Genomic DNA, 14,901 nt, shown 5'->3' with positions numbered 1-14,901 from the left:
CATGCCCGAAGTGTTCCGAAAGGAACAAAGCACAAGACCGCAAATATAAGTGTAAATGCGGATTCGAGACACACAGAGACAAAGTTGGTGCAATGAATATTCGTTATGCACCTGTGGTTGGCGGTAACAGTCAATCAGCCTAAGAACCTATATGGTCTGTCTTAGGAGGGGCAATGAGATGCCCTCATCTTGAAGGCTGTTCAAAACAGAAATGGACTGCGAACGCTGAGTCATTCAAGAATCCCATCCGTCACACCGTAAGGTGTAGGACTTGCGGCTTTAGCCGTGGGAGTCTCAATCTGCGAATACCCTATCACACAGGTTATTTACTATGACAGAGATTAGTAAATTCAATACATGCTGGATAGCAAAGTTTTGATTATTGCTCCTGTATGTTAGCCTAGACAATGTTCTAGGCTTTTTATTTTATATAGATTCTTTTTGATTTGGATTATTTATCACAGACCCCTGCAAATTCAATTGTAAATGTAGTAATCATGTGCTTTGTGGTGTACATGTGTAGCACGATATGTACATAAGTACACCAATACAAGTGAACAAACACCTCGATTCGCTTACTTATTTTAATCCCCTAACTCCCTTGCAAGGAATTACAAACAAAATGAATGATATCAATTGTTTATCAGTGCAATAAGATCCCCAAGTTTCGAAGCAGCAATTATGCTCTTGTTCCTTGAAAGGCCACATAATAATCTATATTTCACCATAAACGTGGTCAACTTGTGGTCTGTGATAAACATGTGTAGAACAATATGTGCATAAATGAGTCAATACAAATGGACTCTTCATTTACTCCTCTGAAATATCTTGAGTATTGTGGTACACATATGTAGTACGACATGTCTATATGTACATCAGTAAAAATGAACAAACTGTAGCAAACAGAATGTCTTTTTTTGCTTTCTCTATAACTCATAATACGAATACATTACTAAACTTATAGAGGAACTAAATAAAGTCACTTAATGTAGTTACCATATAAAATTCCGATAAGAGCACATCCGGCATAATACTCAGTTACGTTAACACCTTTGAAAAGAATACTAAAGATAGATAGGACCATTAAACTGCTTCTAAACGCAATAAGACCCCTTAGATAATTGTATTTTGGTTCCTTTAGGGAACCGTACAATTATCTATATTCCTCAACAAATGTGATCACCTTGTGCTTTGTGGTAAACATGTGCACCACAACGTGTGCATAATTATATCAATACAAGTGAATAAACTATAATGTGCAAGGTTATAAATTTGTTTTACGTTTTTCCTCGAAAGAAAATTATCTAACCTGGTACTGTAAAAATATCTTGGTTGTATCGTTCGTATCTAATCATTAATTTGGATTAAATTATTCACAACACGCTGATTGTATACCTATTTAAAATCATCAGGCTCAAGACTAATTAATAAGTAAATCCATTATTATAGAGCAAGTAAAACATACACAAAACAGTTGATAATCTAAAATGACTTCTTAGATCGCTCTTATGTATATCATTCCTATATCAAGAAGAGTGATTGTTTTAAATGTGGTCACCTCGTATCTTATGCCTCACATGGGTATTATCACATATGCATAAGTACACTAACACAAGTGCATCTATATAATTAGTGAACCAATGAGTAACATAGGAGTACCTCAGGTCAACTATTCAGTTCAAGCATTCGTAATTCGCTGTATAGTTTAAGTTTAAGATATCATATCTAGCATTTTTTTGTGCATTACTCCAAAAGTTTTACTAGCACATCTCGTTAAACATAACCTAAATGTAGTCCAGTTGTGCTTTGTGGTTCACATGTGTATAGAAATGTATGCATAAGTGGGGAGGAGTAAGCTGTTTTTACTTTTTTTCTTAATATCAAAATTTAAGAATTTATATCCGGAATATAATAGTGCTGTACTACTATACTTAAAGGGACTAGTATATAAGTTAGCTGTTTTAGACCTGTCTAGAATATATAAAAAAATAAGAAAAGCAGCTGAATATCAGCTGCTAAATCTTAAAGTGTTCTTCAATTCTGTGCTCTAAATTTTGATTTATGTAGTCATTTATAAATTTCTGCATCTTTACTACATCTTCACTCTTACTAAATAAGCCAGTACGTATTTTACGCTCAGAGTCAGGTTTTTGTTCCCAAAGCTCAAGAGCCTCTCTTTCCAGGGTTGCTCGTATCCTGGTTGTGGCAATAGCTCGTTCCATGCGCTCCATTCTTATTTGTTCAGGTAACTTTGGTTCTGGAAGTTGTTTTCTTAATTCTTGTTGCATCTGAGATGTAATACTACTTAGACTTTCCTTCAATTGTTGCTCATACTCATACCTTATTTCTTTACGGAGAGATTCTTTTGCATCTGTAAGAAGCTGAGAAAATTCGTCCCTCATTCTACTTATAGCAGAATTTACATCAATCCCAGTTTCTCCATCATTAAAATCAGGTGGGAACGGTCTTGTAGTCAAATTACTCTCGATATAAGAATATATCCCATTTAGTGGCCATTTTGCATCCCTGAGAGCTACAATCCGGGTTCCAATTTCAAGATCATCCTCTGTATATATCTTCTCATTGTTAACCCTTAAATTATAATGAATTCTTCGTTTTTCGAGTTCATTAAACCATTGTGTTACTGTATTCGGGTGTCTCTCAAGCATCGCAGCGAACTCAGCTATTTGCCACGAGTTAACAATCTCCTCTGTTTTCATATAACCACCCCTTTTTATTCCTACTTATAATTTCTGATAAAATCTTTAAACATGTAGAGTGCAACTTATATATGTATCCGCAGAATCTTTGTTTTAATATTAAAACATGTGCACTTGTGGACTAAGATATGTCTACATAAACAATACATAATTAAATGTTACATAGCAATATACTTAATGTAAATAGGGGATTTTCATTTCAATCTTATTAATCTATTAAATTTAAATTATATATTCTCTCGAAGATGCCTTAATACCTGCAAATGTGGTCACCTTGTGGTTTGTAGAGCACATGTGTAGAAACATGTATGCACATATGAATGCAAAATGATCCATATAACGTACTAAAATTACTTTACCGAGACGTAGGGGGGATATTCATGTAAAAAACAAAAACTATTAATTTTTTCTCTCATAAAGATTATTTTAATTATAAATTAGCGACTTCATAAATAGGGGATTTTGCATATAGATTATTGCAGACATACTTGAAGATACAGAGAGGGGAGACTATGAGATTGTTTGAACCTAGACCTAAAAAATGCTGAACAGTTAGTAATGGTTATTTGTTATTTATCTTTTTAGGTGAGAAGACCCCATCTTCTGTGGTCGAAAACGATGGTCTCATCAGGATAGAAGATTTGCAGGTATCGAACATGCTGAAGAACGGCAACCTTGCCAAAGCCATCAGTGAAGTAAGCTGGTCGCAATTCCGCACGATGTTGGTATACAAAGCCAAACGGTATGGCAAGCAAGTCATTGCTGTGTCCAAGACATTTGCAAGCAGCCAGCTATGCTCCTGTTGCGGCTACAAACATAAAAACGTGAAGAATCTCAATTTGCGTGAGTGGACATGCCCATCTTGCGAATCCCATCTCGATCGAGACTGGAACGCAGGACAGAATCTTAGAAACGAAGCGATTCGGCTCTAAACCGTCGGAGCGACGGGGGTAGCCTAATCCATAACAGGCTGATAGGCCGGTGTTCTTAGAAACCCACTACTTCAAGGAGTGTTAGTGAGTAAGTGGTGGGTAGTTCAAATTGACCAGAAATCAGTCACCTGACTGTTAGGCTCATGCTTTCGGATGATTCTAATAATCTTTTGCATGGTGTTTGGTGATGGAATATAATGCTTATCACTACACAATTTTCCTAATGTATTTCGGTTAACTTTGCTAATCTTCGAGAATTCTTGAATTGAATACCCATACTTAGCAATAAATTTTGCTAATTTGGTTGAATGTTTCCCGATACCTAAACCCCACATAACACCTTTCCTCCATATATTTTTTATCCAGTTTCGCCCAAAATGCAAAAAACTATTCGCATATGCAAAAACTTTTTTGCATAGTGGACAAGCAGTGTTAAATAAGATAAATCAAGACGTCAACGAGACGTTACGTTAAAGGGGGAGTATTACGTGACAAAAGAAACTGCTGTTTATCTACTTCGGAGTAAGGACGTCTATTTGACGTCAGAAGGAAGAAAAATGCTTCAGAAGATGTTATCAAAAGAAAACAAGAAGAAGAAAAAAAGAGGTGAATAGAAGGAATGGTGTACCGCCCTACTGTGAGATATGCAGATGTGTTTCGGAGTTATGTGGATTCTATTTTTCATGCTACGACATTAGACCGTAACCAAATCATCCGAGGAGCTCTCTTTGTTGCAGCACAATCAAAAGAGTTCCAAGAACTGTTAGAACCTTATAAGAAAAAAGACGTCTCTCTTCCTTCTTCTTTATGGGGCCGCGAACAACACGTATTATGGTTAGAACAGTGTCCTGAAAGAGAAGGGGGTGATAAGGACGTCAATGCTAACGATAAACGAACGAGCGAAGTTAACAGAAATTCCGAAACTCATAAGCGTTATGAAGCCAATTCACAAAAAGAACAATCGCAAGACACTCAATATATATATAACAAATCGATTGAGGAACGAAAAAAGCAGATTCCTCCCCAACCACGACCCAAACCAAAGGTCATTAATCAAGGAGGAATCACAATTAAAATTGGATAAATTAGATAAAATAATTAAATTAATAAGAGTAAAAAGTAACTCTGCAAATCATTAAGTGAACTCCCATTCTTGCTGGCTTATGCCGCTTGAAGAAGGGGAGTTCTTGGCGTTTTCATTAAACACGATTCAGTCCTCAATATATTGTTCAATGAATTGTGCAAAGGTTTTCTTGAAGTCTTTTGTTTTTATAGATACTTTATCCATGATGTAGCTTAATAACATACGTATATCAATGGGCTCTTTATTGTTTTCATCACTTTTATTAATAAAATCGACAATGTACTGTAACTGATTCATTCTAGCTTCCGTAGTTTCATTATCTAGGTACTTTAATACATAGTCTACGAAAATTGTAGATTCATAAATGGCTATTTTTAATAAAAGTGCTGTAGCACTTGATACGGTCATATCTAATGCATAGGCAAGTTCACTCAATTTATCATGAACTGACTGAGAAAATCGGATTGAAATTCGTCTCTTTTCACTGCTTTTGTCTTTGAACGTATAAGGAATTCTGCTAACATCACCTCGAATAAGCGTCCGCTCCTGTATCCAATAATCTCTTCTAAAATAGGGGGCTAATAAGTCGATGGTCGCTTCTGATTGCAACCCAAGTATACATATTTCTTCAGCCACATCTTTAATTGGTTTCGTAGTCATATAAGAAAGTCGATCAATACATTCATACAAATTTATAGTAATCGTAGGTTTGATTTCGCGCTTTTTGTCTGAGCGAATCTTCCTTACTCTCTCCTCCATTTATCTTTACCTCCTAAATTTCATGAAAATAAAGTAGCGACACTTTCGCTCTGTCTTTGTAAATCTTATGAAAGGGGAGAGGCTAGTATGCATGTTTATTTTTGATATCTTTTGTCAATAATAGAAACACATAAATCATAGAAAAGAAGGTGAAGGGATGAAGGTTAAGATAACAAAAGAAGTAGCGAAACAAGTATCAAAAGACATACGTAAGGTTGCTAAAAAATACGGGTTTCATCCCCATAATTCTAAAGTCACTAGTAAGCGCCCTAAATAGATTAACAAAAAAATACCCATGTTATCCTTAGGAAAGTGTCTCAGGGGTAATAGAACATTTCATGGACACTGTATTGAACAGCCCAATTATAGCTCATTTGATTTGTATAACGTCCCTCGTTGTAAAACACAATGAATACTTTTGGATCGTTCTAAGCCTCTGTAAACGACTTGTATTCTTTCGTAACCAAACACATTTTCTTGAAAGTGTGGAGACATGGCTCAATGTATGTGTCTCGGCCCGGATTGTTGTATCCCATAAGTCCTTGTTTCATACCTACATCTGTCAATGCATTGACGTCCCAACAACTCGTCATTTGGCAGCCATTATCACTACAAATAGCTAAGTTCTTAGATACCTTCTAGAACTCGGTACTGTAAGGCATCGTTGACAGCCCCAAAAAGCACATCTGTCCGTAAAAAATAGGGAACCTATAACCTGCGATTCGATCAAATGCGTGATCATCACAAAGACATATCGTCACACACTAAATCTTTGTCATATCTATTTGGAAAGCTCAACAGGGATAGTCCCCCGAATCTTTCATGTACTTTGTCAAATAATCTTTACACTCCAAGAGGCGGCTTAATTCTTTCATAATGCAATACACGTTACAATTAATATATAAATCGTGTATCCTCTGAAGCCACACGCTAATATAGCGGTACCCATACACTAGGAATTGCCTATACAACTCTTAGTTGTGTTCTGGAAGAGACGTCTTTGAGATATGTATGTCTAGGGAATCAGTTTCTTCGAAATAATATTTATTTCCTCTTTGGTTGTCGAGTTCTCCATGCCACAAATAAAAACAACCCATTTCTTTTATCTTCTACTATAAGTTACGGATTGTCCAGTTTCTTAGGGGGGCAATATTTTATGTTTATAAATTAATGGTTACGTATATTAGTTCTTTTATTTAGTTACTATGATTAAATCTTATTTATTATTGATTTTAATGGAATTTAATAAAACCTAATCTTATATGCACACCTCATACAGCAACTATATTAAGTAACTTTATTGGGTTCCTACGTAATATGGAGAAAACCTTTAGCCAAATGTTTATCATTTTCAGCGAGAAGACCGCCTCTTCTAATCGAAGTGTAGGTGGGGGAGTATTCATATTCTTAAGAGTGTGTCTCAAACATAGTAAAATATTCTAGAGACACTGTATTGAATGATTACGAGTGTAAATCTACATCATTTTTTGAGGTCTGAAATTTAAAGAATAGAATATAATTAAATGTGTATAAATCTCAGATTATACACAAAATGTTGTTTAATTTTATCTAATATAGCTATATAACATATAAACTAATATAAAGGTGTAACTTATATATATAAAAAGAAATAAGGAAAAACTATTACACATAGCAGCAAACCCAGACAGGAGAACACATTTCCTGTTTTTTTAATACATAAAATTTGAAAAAGGTTCATGGAAGTAGCAGTTATCCAAAGAAAAAACAATCAAAAAAGTTGAAATATTACTAATAACTACACAAAAAAGCATAAGGATTATGATATGTAAATGAGTATAAATATACATTGCGGGATATTTAAATAAAACTATTGGGTTTTACACATATATAAGAGAAATATCCACATTTTATAAAAATCTATAAACATTTTATAAACAATACCCTCATTAATCATATATTCCACATTTAAAATTAAGGTTATTTGTATTTTTTAGCACAAAACCGTTTTATATCAACTATTGCAGAATTTTATGTCCACATATATGCCTCTTTATCCACTATATAAATTGAACTAATATCAAATTCACAGATATATTTAAGATTTTTTGTTCTAATAAAGAAGCGGATCATTATTTAGTGATCTATAGAAAGAGAGCATTTATTAACAAACGAGTACAGTGTGTTATGGTACTTGCATAATTATTTGATATGTACAGCGTAAGATTATTGCTCCAACTTATTTATAGATTAGATCCAGCGTTTTTATAAAAGTACAAGAGCATGACAAAAAGCCCTCACAACAGCTTATTTTTTTAAGCTGGAGGGCTTATACATGTAAAAAGACAGAATTGAACTTTTGGCTTAATAAAAAACAAGAAGGAAACTGTTTAAACCAAAACTGCTAATTCCTTTTGGGTATGAGGTTTCCGTAACGTTTTCTCTAACTTCGTTAAGAATATGATTAGATCAAAATCCTTTGGCGGATAGAGAGCACGCATTGGTGCTTGTGGGAGTTGTTCGATTTTTACGAGCATTTCTTCTCGCAAATGACTCGGAATCGAACTTCCCTCGTAGTTGAGCCTCTTTCTTAACTCTGCTTCTACTTGGAAATATGCATTTAAATCGACCCCATGCTTATAAGCATAATCACGGAATAGATTTTCTTCTGGATATCGTATATCTTTCCCATGATACATCTCTTCCTGAATGGGAACCATATATCGTTTCTCTAATACATCTCGTGCAACAGTAAATAACCTCTTAACATTTCGCAGTGAATGCATAGAGTAACGATTACCGAATCGGAATAAGGTTTCTTCTACCATAGAAGAATTAACGTTATGGGTAATAAGCGAATAAATGCCTGTTTTAGCAGCTGTATCTAAAACTCTATGATTAAATGCTTTGCGAACAAGTTTATGAAGAACAGCTTCCAAATTGTCTGGTTGGCTATTATTAGAAATTAGTGTACGAAGACGTCTTAATACCTCCCGTGTTTGTGCGTGACAGGTATGTTTTAGTACATTAATAAACTTGTTCATATGTATAGCTAGGTCACCTATATGTAGTTCTTGCAATGATTTCTGGATCAAAGCGGCTTTACGCTTGTAAATAGCTTTTGGTCGTAACCAATTACGGTACACTTCTGCATTGGAAGACTCATTAGCAGACCGTAGTTGCTTATTAATAGACACAATCACTTTATTGAACTTTCTACTGTACTCTTTCACCAACTTACACTTCTCAAAAAGTGAAATGTTTAGGGAGGGAAGTGGTGTAGTTAGTTCCTTTAATACGCTTTGAATTTGATGTAAATGCTTTTTATGTAGAAATTGAAACAAGCCACCCATATAAGCTCTTTGTCCTTGAAGGGTTTCGGCTGTAAGCATACGTGCTAATTCTGGACGGGTTCCTTGTTGGATACAAACATCCAGGAACAACTTTTTCGCAGCAACGGACAGCTTAAAGAAATCGTATGTAAAGACAATCGGGCTCACTGAAGCATAGTAATTTGGTTTCTTCGTCTTTTCATTCATAAAGCGACAAATTTCAATCGTATAGCGCCCGTACATATTTTTAGTAATAGAAATGACATTATGTAAGCGTAACTTCTCCATTGCTACATAAAACTGCATATGTGAGATAGAAGCGTCCAATTCTTTGTAAGTAAGGTATTCCTCATACAATTGATGAATGGTCACATCACGAATAATACCGTTTGTGTTGCACAACTTATGTAAAATGATAAAGACTTCAATAACAGCATTCGTCACACCATGCAACATATAACTCTTGGGCTGTGCTGTTCCAGACTTGGAAGGAAGGGAAAAAGATTCTGCGCGAAACACGCTTCTATGGATCTGTCTCTCTTCGTACGGTAGATATTTAATATGTTCTGGTGCAGACAAACTTTTTGCTTTGTAGTAATTTACTTCCATACTTTCAAGTAAATAAACCCAGGATTCTCGCGAAACGAGCACTGCGTTAGTTTCAAGTCCTTTTAAACTACGTTGATTTTTTACTATTAATTGAGAGAATGACATTTTTTTCCCCTCCTTTCCATAATTCGGCTAATTTTGCTTATGTTACAGTATAGCAGATAGAAAAAAAGAGAAAGGGGATCCTTAAAGAGAAAATGCAACAATGCAACAAGGGATAAAGCCATGTGTACCAAGGGTTTAAAAATTTCCGAAAAAATTTTTAGGGAAAATTAGGTGCCAGCTTGTTGCACTTTTTAACGAAAAAAAGAAAAAAGTTAAAAACAAATAGCTCTAGGTATATCAAGAGATTAAGGGTGTTGCAAAGTTAGAGGTTGGTCAAAATAGGCGCCAGCTTGTTGCACTTTTTTATTAAAAGCTACAATTTTAGGGAAAAGTAGGTGCCAGGCTGTTGCACTCTTTCAGCGAAAAAAGAAAATGAGTTAAAAATAAATAATCCTAGATCTATCAAGAGGTTAAGAGTGTTGCGAAGTTGGGAGTTGGTCAAAATAGGTGCCAGCTTGTTGCATTTTTCGGTAAAAATTTATATAGGAAGGTGAATGGATTTTCTAGAATATGCAAATCTTTACGGTTAAACAGTAGAAATAGGGAAAGTTGTTAACGTAAAAAAGAAAACCCGTTCAAATAGATGCCAGCTTGTTGCAATATGCATTATAAGGTTGCAACAGATGCTATATGTATTGATAGGACAGAAAATGTCGGACTGTATAAATAGGACTTGGTGTTTATAGTGAAAAACTTCGTCAAAGTGTGTGTCAGGCTGTTACACTTTTTGACGAAGGAAAGTGGGATAAAGATAAATCAAACCAGCAAAGGTGAAGATATACCAGCATTACGAGATATAGAGTTTAGAAAAGTAAGTGCCAGCTTGTTGCACTTTTTATAAAAAGTGCAACAAAGAATAACACATGCGACGTGATATGTTGTATTCTAAAAAGGGAAAGGTTGTTCTGGAAGGAGAGTTGCGAAATGGATCATACCTTTAAAATTGCACTAGTAATTGCACGACAATTATTTGGCAGAGAAGAGTCTGTTTTGACAAAATGGCAAGCATTCTATAGCGATGTCGAGAAAGATATGATTAACTTATACGACTCGCCTTTTATGTCTTTTTCTTTTTTAGCACTTATTAAATGGCTAAGGACAAAGGAGAAAGAAGGTACAAATCTTTATGATGTTCTCCTTGAAATAGAATCATATGTACAAGAGATTTATGCATATTTGGCACCTCTTATCCAACAAGAATTTGAGGAGAGCCTAGGTATAGTGAAAGAAGAAGGTTCTCATGCGAGTCAGAACTTGGATCATGCAGCCTTAAGTTATATGGAAATGAATAATACCGATGTTCTGTATTACTTACGTGATGGTATATCTAAAAATAAATTTACGTTTAGCGAAGAGACGGGAAGACAAATGTATCAACTACCTGATAAAAAGAAACATATTGTTCAATTGTCCAACCATAAAGATGAAGATTTAAAGTTACAGAGTATTGAAGATTCTGTTTTATGGGAAAGGACTATCACAAATGTTTTAAGTGCTATGGATGATCTAACAGCAGATTGTTTAGATGTAATTACAATGGCTTGGACTGAGAAAGCAAAGAGTTCAACGGAAATGATTCAGTTTTCTTACGAAGAAGTACTGGAAGTTTGTGGTTACCATAGAAGGCAGGATGGTGCCAAAAGCTTTCGTATCAAGGATCGTTTAGAAGTTATGAAAAGATTAGCTGCCCTAGCAAGTATATTTATATATGTTAACGATGATAATGAAATTGTTGTACTGAGCAATGAGGAACAAAAGAATGATTTTTACAAGTATAAAAGGCAACATATTAAACGTTTGTTTGTATTAGAAGATATTGTATTAGCCAAGGATATAAATACCGATGAGGTAATAGGGATAGAGAGTTGTACAATACGGCCTTCAGAGTTCTTGTCTAACTATCTTATGGGAGAAAAAAGTATTACCGCTCTAATGCCTATTAAAGCTCTGCAATACTCTAAGGATCGTCATAAATATCATAAAAGACTCACCCGGTACTTAAGCTGGCAATGGCGAATTCGACAACTCGGCCGTACAACGATTCATCGTCCATTTTCAATAGGAGGAGAAAAAGGGTTATTGTCTGTAATGGGAATAGATAATAAGAGCTATAAACCATCTAGGTTAAAAGAAGTGTTTGAGAATGTATTAGATAACTTGCAGGCCGACCGTGTAATTGCTTCTTGGAACTATCACCAAGAACTGGATATAAATTTAATGAGTCAAAGAGACTGGTTAAGAAGTTACTGGTTAAATCAACAGGTTGTTATAGTCCCACCACAGGAAATGTTGCAGTTGCAGAAATCGTTACAATCAAGGCAGGAGTATAGTGAGCAACAATTAGAGATGATTGTAGAACCATCTTCGAACAAGTTTGTTAATCAAGTGGATGCAAAGCAGAAATTGCCTGTTATTGACTTCCATAACGAAACTAATAATGGTTATGAAGAATTTGAAAGTATTCGTGACGCTATTAATCAATACAAAGAGAAATTGAACATTTCTCTTCGTGTACTTGCAGAGGAAGTAGGTATTTCATATTCCACTCTTTCCCGTTTTTTAAGTAATAAAACAAAGCGTATAAATGGTGATAATGTCGAAAAAATAAAGAAGTGGATAAAACATCGTGAACTAGTTGATATCTTATAAGATGATATAAATTTAGGGGTTCTGGTGCAAGAAATCTTTCAGTTGTCTTGAAGTTCTTGCACCAGAACCGAAAAAAGATATAGATACTCACCTTTTAAATATTCTAATTGAAGGATAAATAATTTAATGATACCGTATCAAATCTATCTTAAAAAGGAAAGGAGATAGAAATTAAATATAAAATATATCTAATATATTATCTTTTTTCCTCTTTGTTGATACCGGTATATTTCAGTAAAAGTATCGCTTCCCCATCGATTATGGCGTATATCATGACACAAAAATATGTAGAAGGATTGCCTCTTTATCGTCAGGAAAAGCATTTTGAACGAATGGGAATCTTCTTATCACGACAAACGATGGGAAATTGGTTATTATATGGGGCGGATCGATGGTTAGTGGCTTTGTATGAAAGGATGCATGAACATTTACTTACTCGAACCATTCTTCATGCGGACGAAACAACCTTCCAAGTCTTACGCGTACCTGGTCGAGCCGCAACAACCAAGTCCTATCTGTGGTTATATCGTACAGGACGAGAGGATATCCCTATTGTCCTCTATGACTATCAACCTACAAGAGCAGGCGAACATCCGAAACGTTTTTTAACTGGTTTTGAAGGATATTTACAGGTAGATGGATATAGTGGTTATCATCAAGTACCGGATGTCACCCTTATCGGATGTTGGGCGCATGCGAGACGAAAGTTTGATGAAGCCTTAAAGGCTTTACCTGATTCACAGAAGGGGAAAAAAGTGAAGGCGAGCGAAGGTTTACACTTCTGTAATCAACTCTATTCGATTGAAAGGAAGCTCAGACATGTCAACCCTACCGAGCGATATGAGCAGAGACTGAAAAAAAGCAGGCCCATTCTGGACCTTTTTTCAGCATGGCTTCATGAACAGAAAGATCGTGTTTTACCAAAAAGTGCGCTAGGCAAAGCCATCACTTATTGTTTGAATCAATGGAATCATCTTGAAGCTTTTTTATTAGACGGTCGTTTAGAAATCGATAACAACAGAAGTGAACGTTCTATTAAACCGTTTGTAATCGGGAGAAAAAATTGGATGTTCTCAAATACACCGCGAGGTGCCAGAGGAAGTGCCATCATGTATAGTGTGGTGGAAACTGCAAAAGAGAATGGTTTAAGTCCTTATCATTATCTTCGTTATTTATTTGAAACACTTCCCAACATCGATTTAAACAATAAAGAGGAAATGGATAAAATCTTGCCGTGGTCAGCGGATTTACCATCTAGCTGTAGAGTGCCGAAAAAAAGTGAAGTAAACAAAAAATAACTCCAAAATCAACTTTTATTGTATATTTTGGAGTTACTTTACGTTTACTTTTAAACTTCCATTTCTCGTACAATTTGGACAGAAAATTATAAAGAAAAAGCTCTCCCTGCATATAAGGGATAAGCCTATTTTACAAAGAAAACAGCTCTTGCACCTCTTCAATAAATAATTGGACTGCAAAAATCATTTTTTTTTACAAAAATCTTATAGAAATGAGCCTTTAAAACTGCCCATTCTTTTCCCAAGATTCGACGATGTAATGTGCCAGTTGTTGGTCGTAGCCTTTTCCAATTAAGAACATGATTGCAGCTAATTCAGTCATAGCGTGGGGAATGGGATTGTGTTGAGTTTCTTGAATTCCATACTGTACCCAAGGTCTAACAATTTGTAGAACTGGATCTTTTAAATAAAGATAGTGAGTACCCACAGCATGTTGAATTTGCTGTTGAGTGGGTTCTTGAGGGATATATTGCTGCTGGCGTAAATTAGGATGCTGAGCTTGTTGAGTGTGTTGTGTATCATTCGGATATTGTGGGTATTGCTGATTATAACGAGGATCATTCGGCATTTGAGAATTAGTATACATGAATTTCCTCCTTTTATTTGCTATATATACATTATATTAATGTACATAAAAAGTTATGTTGAGAAATAGATAATTCCCCTCCAGGATGCTCCCTTTCCATGGGGAAATGCGATGATTCCTTTAATGAAGGGACAGCTAGACCTATTTCTCTCCAAACTTGTGGTTCTAGCTCTCGAGTTCGAACATTCGGGGGTAGATTAGATAAGGATAACTCAGCTAAGATGGCCAACCCTAGCCCTTCTTGTATCATATTTAGTGATGTCGTTACAGTAGAAACTGCATATTCAATGCGGAGCGGTACTCCGTCTTGTTTAAACATATCGATAATCGGAGGTTCATATCCCCCTTTAAAAATAATGATTGGTTCATTATTCAAATCCTGTATTGTAATAGCTGATTTCTTATATAGGGTGTGATCATCTCGTAGTACCACAACCATTTTCCCCTTGTCAATGGGATAATTTCCATTTCTTCATTTGGAAGGATAACTATCCCGATATCGATGACGCGAGACAATAACCAATCTTCTACTTCCTTAAGTGTTCCTTTTGAGGTGATAATTTTTTCAACCAATAGTAAAGCCGATGAGCCAGTAGGTTCTGTTTTTGACACCAAGCAACTTTTGATAATCCACTGTTTTTATAGTCTTGAATATAGGCTTCCCATTCTTTTTTTGGTTTTGGTGCAAAAATAATTCGCTAGAACCATAGAATAGCAATATCCTATTAACCTTGAGGTTAAGCAGCTAACTTAAATAACTTATGAATGACTTCAACCTCATTTTGGGCATAGTTCACCCTTTGGTGAAGTTGCCCTTTTTTTATCATATGCATAGCTTCGATGCCCCT

At 35.3% G+C, this 14,901-nt stretch carries 11 protein-coding genes and 3 pseudogenes; 6 read left to right on the top strand and 8 right to left on the bottom strand.

Features of this window, described 5'->3' with window-relative positions; genetic code table 11:
- The coding region (locus tag H540_RS32335; protein WP_155891072.1) for a zinc ribbon domain-containing protein at positions 1 to 143 on the top strand (143 nt) is incomplete at its 5' end.
- A gap of 1,872 nt (positions 144 to 2,015) precedes the next feature.
- Here H540_RS32335 and H540_RS0118635 read toward each other — a convergent pair.
- Positions 2,016 to 2,720 (bottom strand): hypothetical protein, encoded by a 705-nt coding sequence (locus tag H540_RS0118635; protein ID WP_028401926.1) that lies wholly within the window; start codon positions 2,718 to 2,720, stop codon positions 2,016 to 2,018.
- A 566-nt stretch (positions 2,721 to 3,286) separates the two neighbouring features.
- Between H540_RS0118635 and H540_RS30220 the strand changes: the two genes are divergently transcribed.
- Positions 3,287 to 3,652 (top strand): RNA-guided endonuclease TnpB family protein, encoded by a 366-nt coding sequence (locus tag H540_RS30220; RefSeq protein WP_425388141.1) that lies wholly within the window; start codon positions 3,287 to 3,289, stop codon positions 3,650 to 3,652.
- A 104-nt stretch (positions 3,653 to 3,756) separates the two neighbouring features.
- On the opposite strand, the gene H540_RS0118630 is transcribed toward H540_RS30220, so the two are convergent.
- Positions 3,757 to 3,987, bottom strand: coding sequence for a helix-turn-helix domain-containing protein (locus H540_RS0118630; protein ID WP_028401925.1), 231 nt, complete (start codon positions 3,985 to 3,987; stop codon positions 3,757 to 3,759).
- Between the two features lie 153 nt (positions 3,988 to 4,140).
- Here H540_RS0118630 and H540_RS35245 point away from each other — a divergent pair, with 153 nt between their 5' ends.
- On the top strand, positions 4,141 to 4,266 hold the full coding sequence (locus H540_RS35245) for a hypothetical protein (RefSeq protein WP_281172527.1): 126 nt from the start codon (positions 4,141 to 4,143) through the stop codon (positions 4,264 to 4,266).
- A 5-nt stretch (positions 4,267 to 4,271) separates the two neighbouring features.
- Positions 4,272 to 4,736 (top strand): hypothetical protein, encoded by a 465-nt coding sequence (locus tag H540_RS31480; RefSeq protein ID WP_051317182.1) that lies wholly within the window; start codon positions 4,272 to 4,274, stop codon positions 4,734 to 4,736.
- 126 nt (positions 4,737 to 4,862) lie between these two features.
- Here H540_RS31480 and H540_RS30210 read toward each other — a convergent pair whose 3' ends face one another.
- Together H540_RS30210 and H540_RS30205 are read right to left on the bottom strand one after the other, a co-directional pair.
- On the bottom strand, positions 4,863 to 5,495 hold the full coding sequence (locus H540_RS30210) for a hypothetical protein (RefSeq protein WP_034671385.1): 633 nt from the start codon (positions 5,493 to 5,495) through the stop codon (positions 4,863 to 4,865).
- Positions 5,496 to 7,864: 2,369 nt separating this feature from the next.
- Positions 7,865 to 9,520 carry a hypothetical protein gene (locus H540_RS30205; RefSeq protein ID WP_034671383.1) on the bottom strand — a complete coding sequence of 552 codons (1,656 nt, stop codon included), beginning with the start codon at positions 9,518 to 9,520 and terminating at the stop codon, positions 7,865 to 7,867.
- A 924-nt stretch (positions 9,521 to 10,444) separates the two neighbouring features.
- Between H540_RS30205 and H540_RS0118600 the strand changes: the two genes are divergently transcribed.
- Positions 10,445 to 12,169: a helix-turn-helix domain-containing protein gene (locus H540_RS0118600; protein ID WP_028401924.1), complete on the top strand. Its 1,725-nt coding sequence runs from the start codon at positions 10,445 to 10,447 to the stop codon at positions 12,167 to 12,169.
- A gap of 239 nt (positions 12,170 to 12,408) precedes the next feature.
- Positions 12,409 to 13,467, top strand: a pseudogene (gene tnpC, locus H540_RS30200) (IS66 family transposase); the annotation flags it as partial.
- 220 nt (positions 13,468 to 13,687) lie between these two features.
- On the opposite strand, the gene H540_RS35620 reads toward tnpC, so the two are convergent.
- The 4 genes and pseudogenes from H540_RS35620 to H540_RS34770 form a co-directional block, all read right to left on the bottom strand.
- On the bottom strand, positions 13,688 to 14,053 hold the full coding sequence (locus H540_RS35620; RefSeq protein ID WP_245592285.1) for a hypothetical protein: 366 nt from the start codon (positions 14,051 to 14,053) through the stop codon (positions 13,688 to 13,690).
- Between the two features lie 31 nt (positions 14,054 to 14,084).
- Positions 14,085 to 14,599 (bottom strand): annotated as a pseudogene (locus H540_RS30195) (LysR family transcriptional regulator substrate-binding protein); the annotation flags it as partial.
- A complete protein-coding gene (tnpA, locus tag H540_RS35615) occupies positions 14,581 to 14,706 on the bottom strand; it encodes an IS66 family insertion sequence element accessory protein TnpA (RefSeq protein ID WP_425388142.1) in 126 nt (41 codons plus the stop codon). The pseudogene H540_RS30195 and the gene tnpA, both read right to left, overlap by 19 nt.
- Positions 14,707 to 14,790: 84 nt before the next feature.
- Positions 14,791 to 14,901: pseudogene (locus H540_RS34770) on the bottom strand (IS6 family transposase); the annotation flags it as partial.

The organism is Ectobacillus panaciterrae DSM 19096 (assembly GCF_000430785.1).
Taxonomy (GTDB): domain Bacteria; phylum Bacillota; class Bacilli; order Bacillales; family Bacillaceae_G; genus Ectobacillus; species Ectobacillus panaciterrae.
Note: the sequence above shows the minus strand (reverse complement) of the source record. Positions and strands in the feature narration are given on the sequence as shown.

Coding starts and splice junctions, on each gene's coding strand:
- H540_RS30205 (WP_034671383.1), bottom strand. CDS start 9,520: ATGTCATTCTCTCAATTAATAGTAAAAAATCAACGTAGTTTAAAAGGA.
- H540_RS0118600 (WP_028401924.1), top strand. CDS start 10,445: ATGGATCATACCTTTAAAATTGCACTAGTAATTGCACGACAATTATTT.
- H540_RS35620 (WP_245592285.1), bottom strand. CDS start 14,053: ATGTATACTAATTCTCAAATGCCGAATGATCCTCGTTATAATCAGCAA.
- H540_RS30210 (WP_034671385.1), bottom strand. CDS start 5,495: ATGGAGGAGAGAGTAAGGAAGATTCGCTCAGACAAAAAGCGCGAAATC.
- H540_RS31480 (WP_051317182.1), top strand. CDS start 4,272: ATGGTGTACCGCCCTACTGTGAGATATGCAGATGTGTTTCGGAGTTAT.
- H540_RS0118630 (WP_028401925.1), bottom strand. CDS start 3,987: ATGTGGGGTTTAGGTATCGGGAAACATTCAACCAAATTAGCAAAATTT.
- H540_RS0118635 (WP_028401926.1), bottom strand. CDS start 2,720: ATGAAAACAGAGGAGATTGTTAACTCGTGGCAAATAGCTGAGTTCGCT.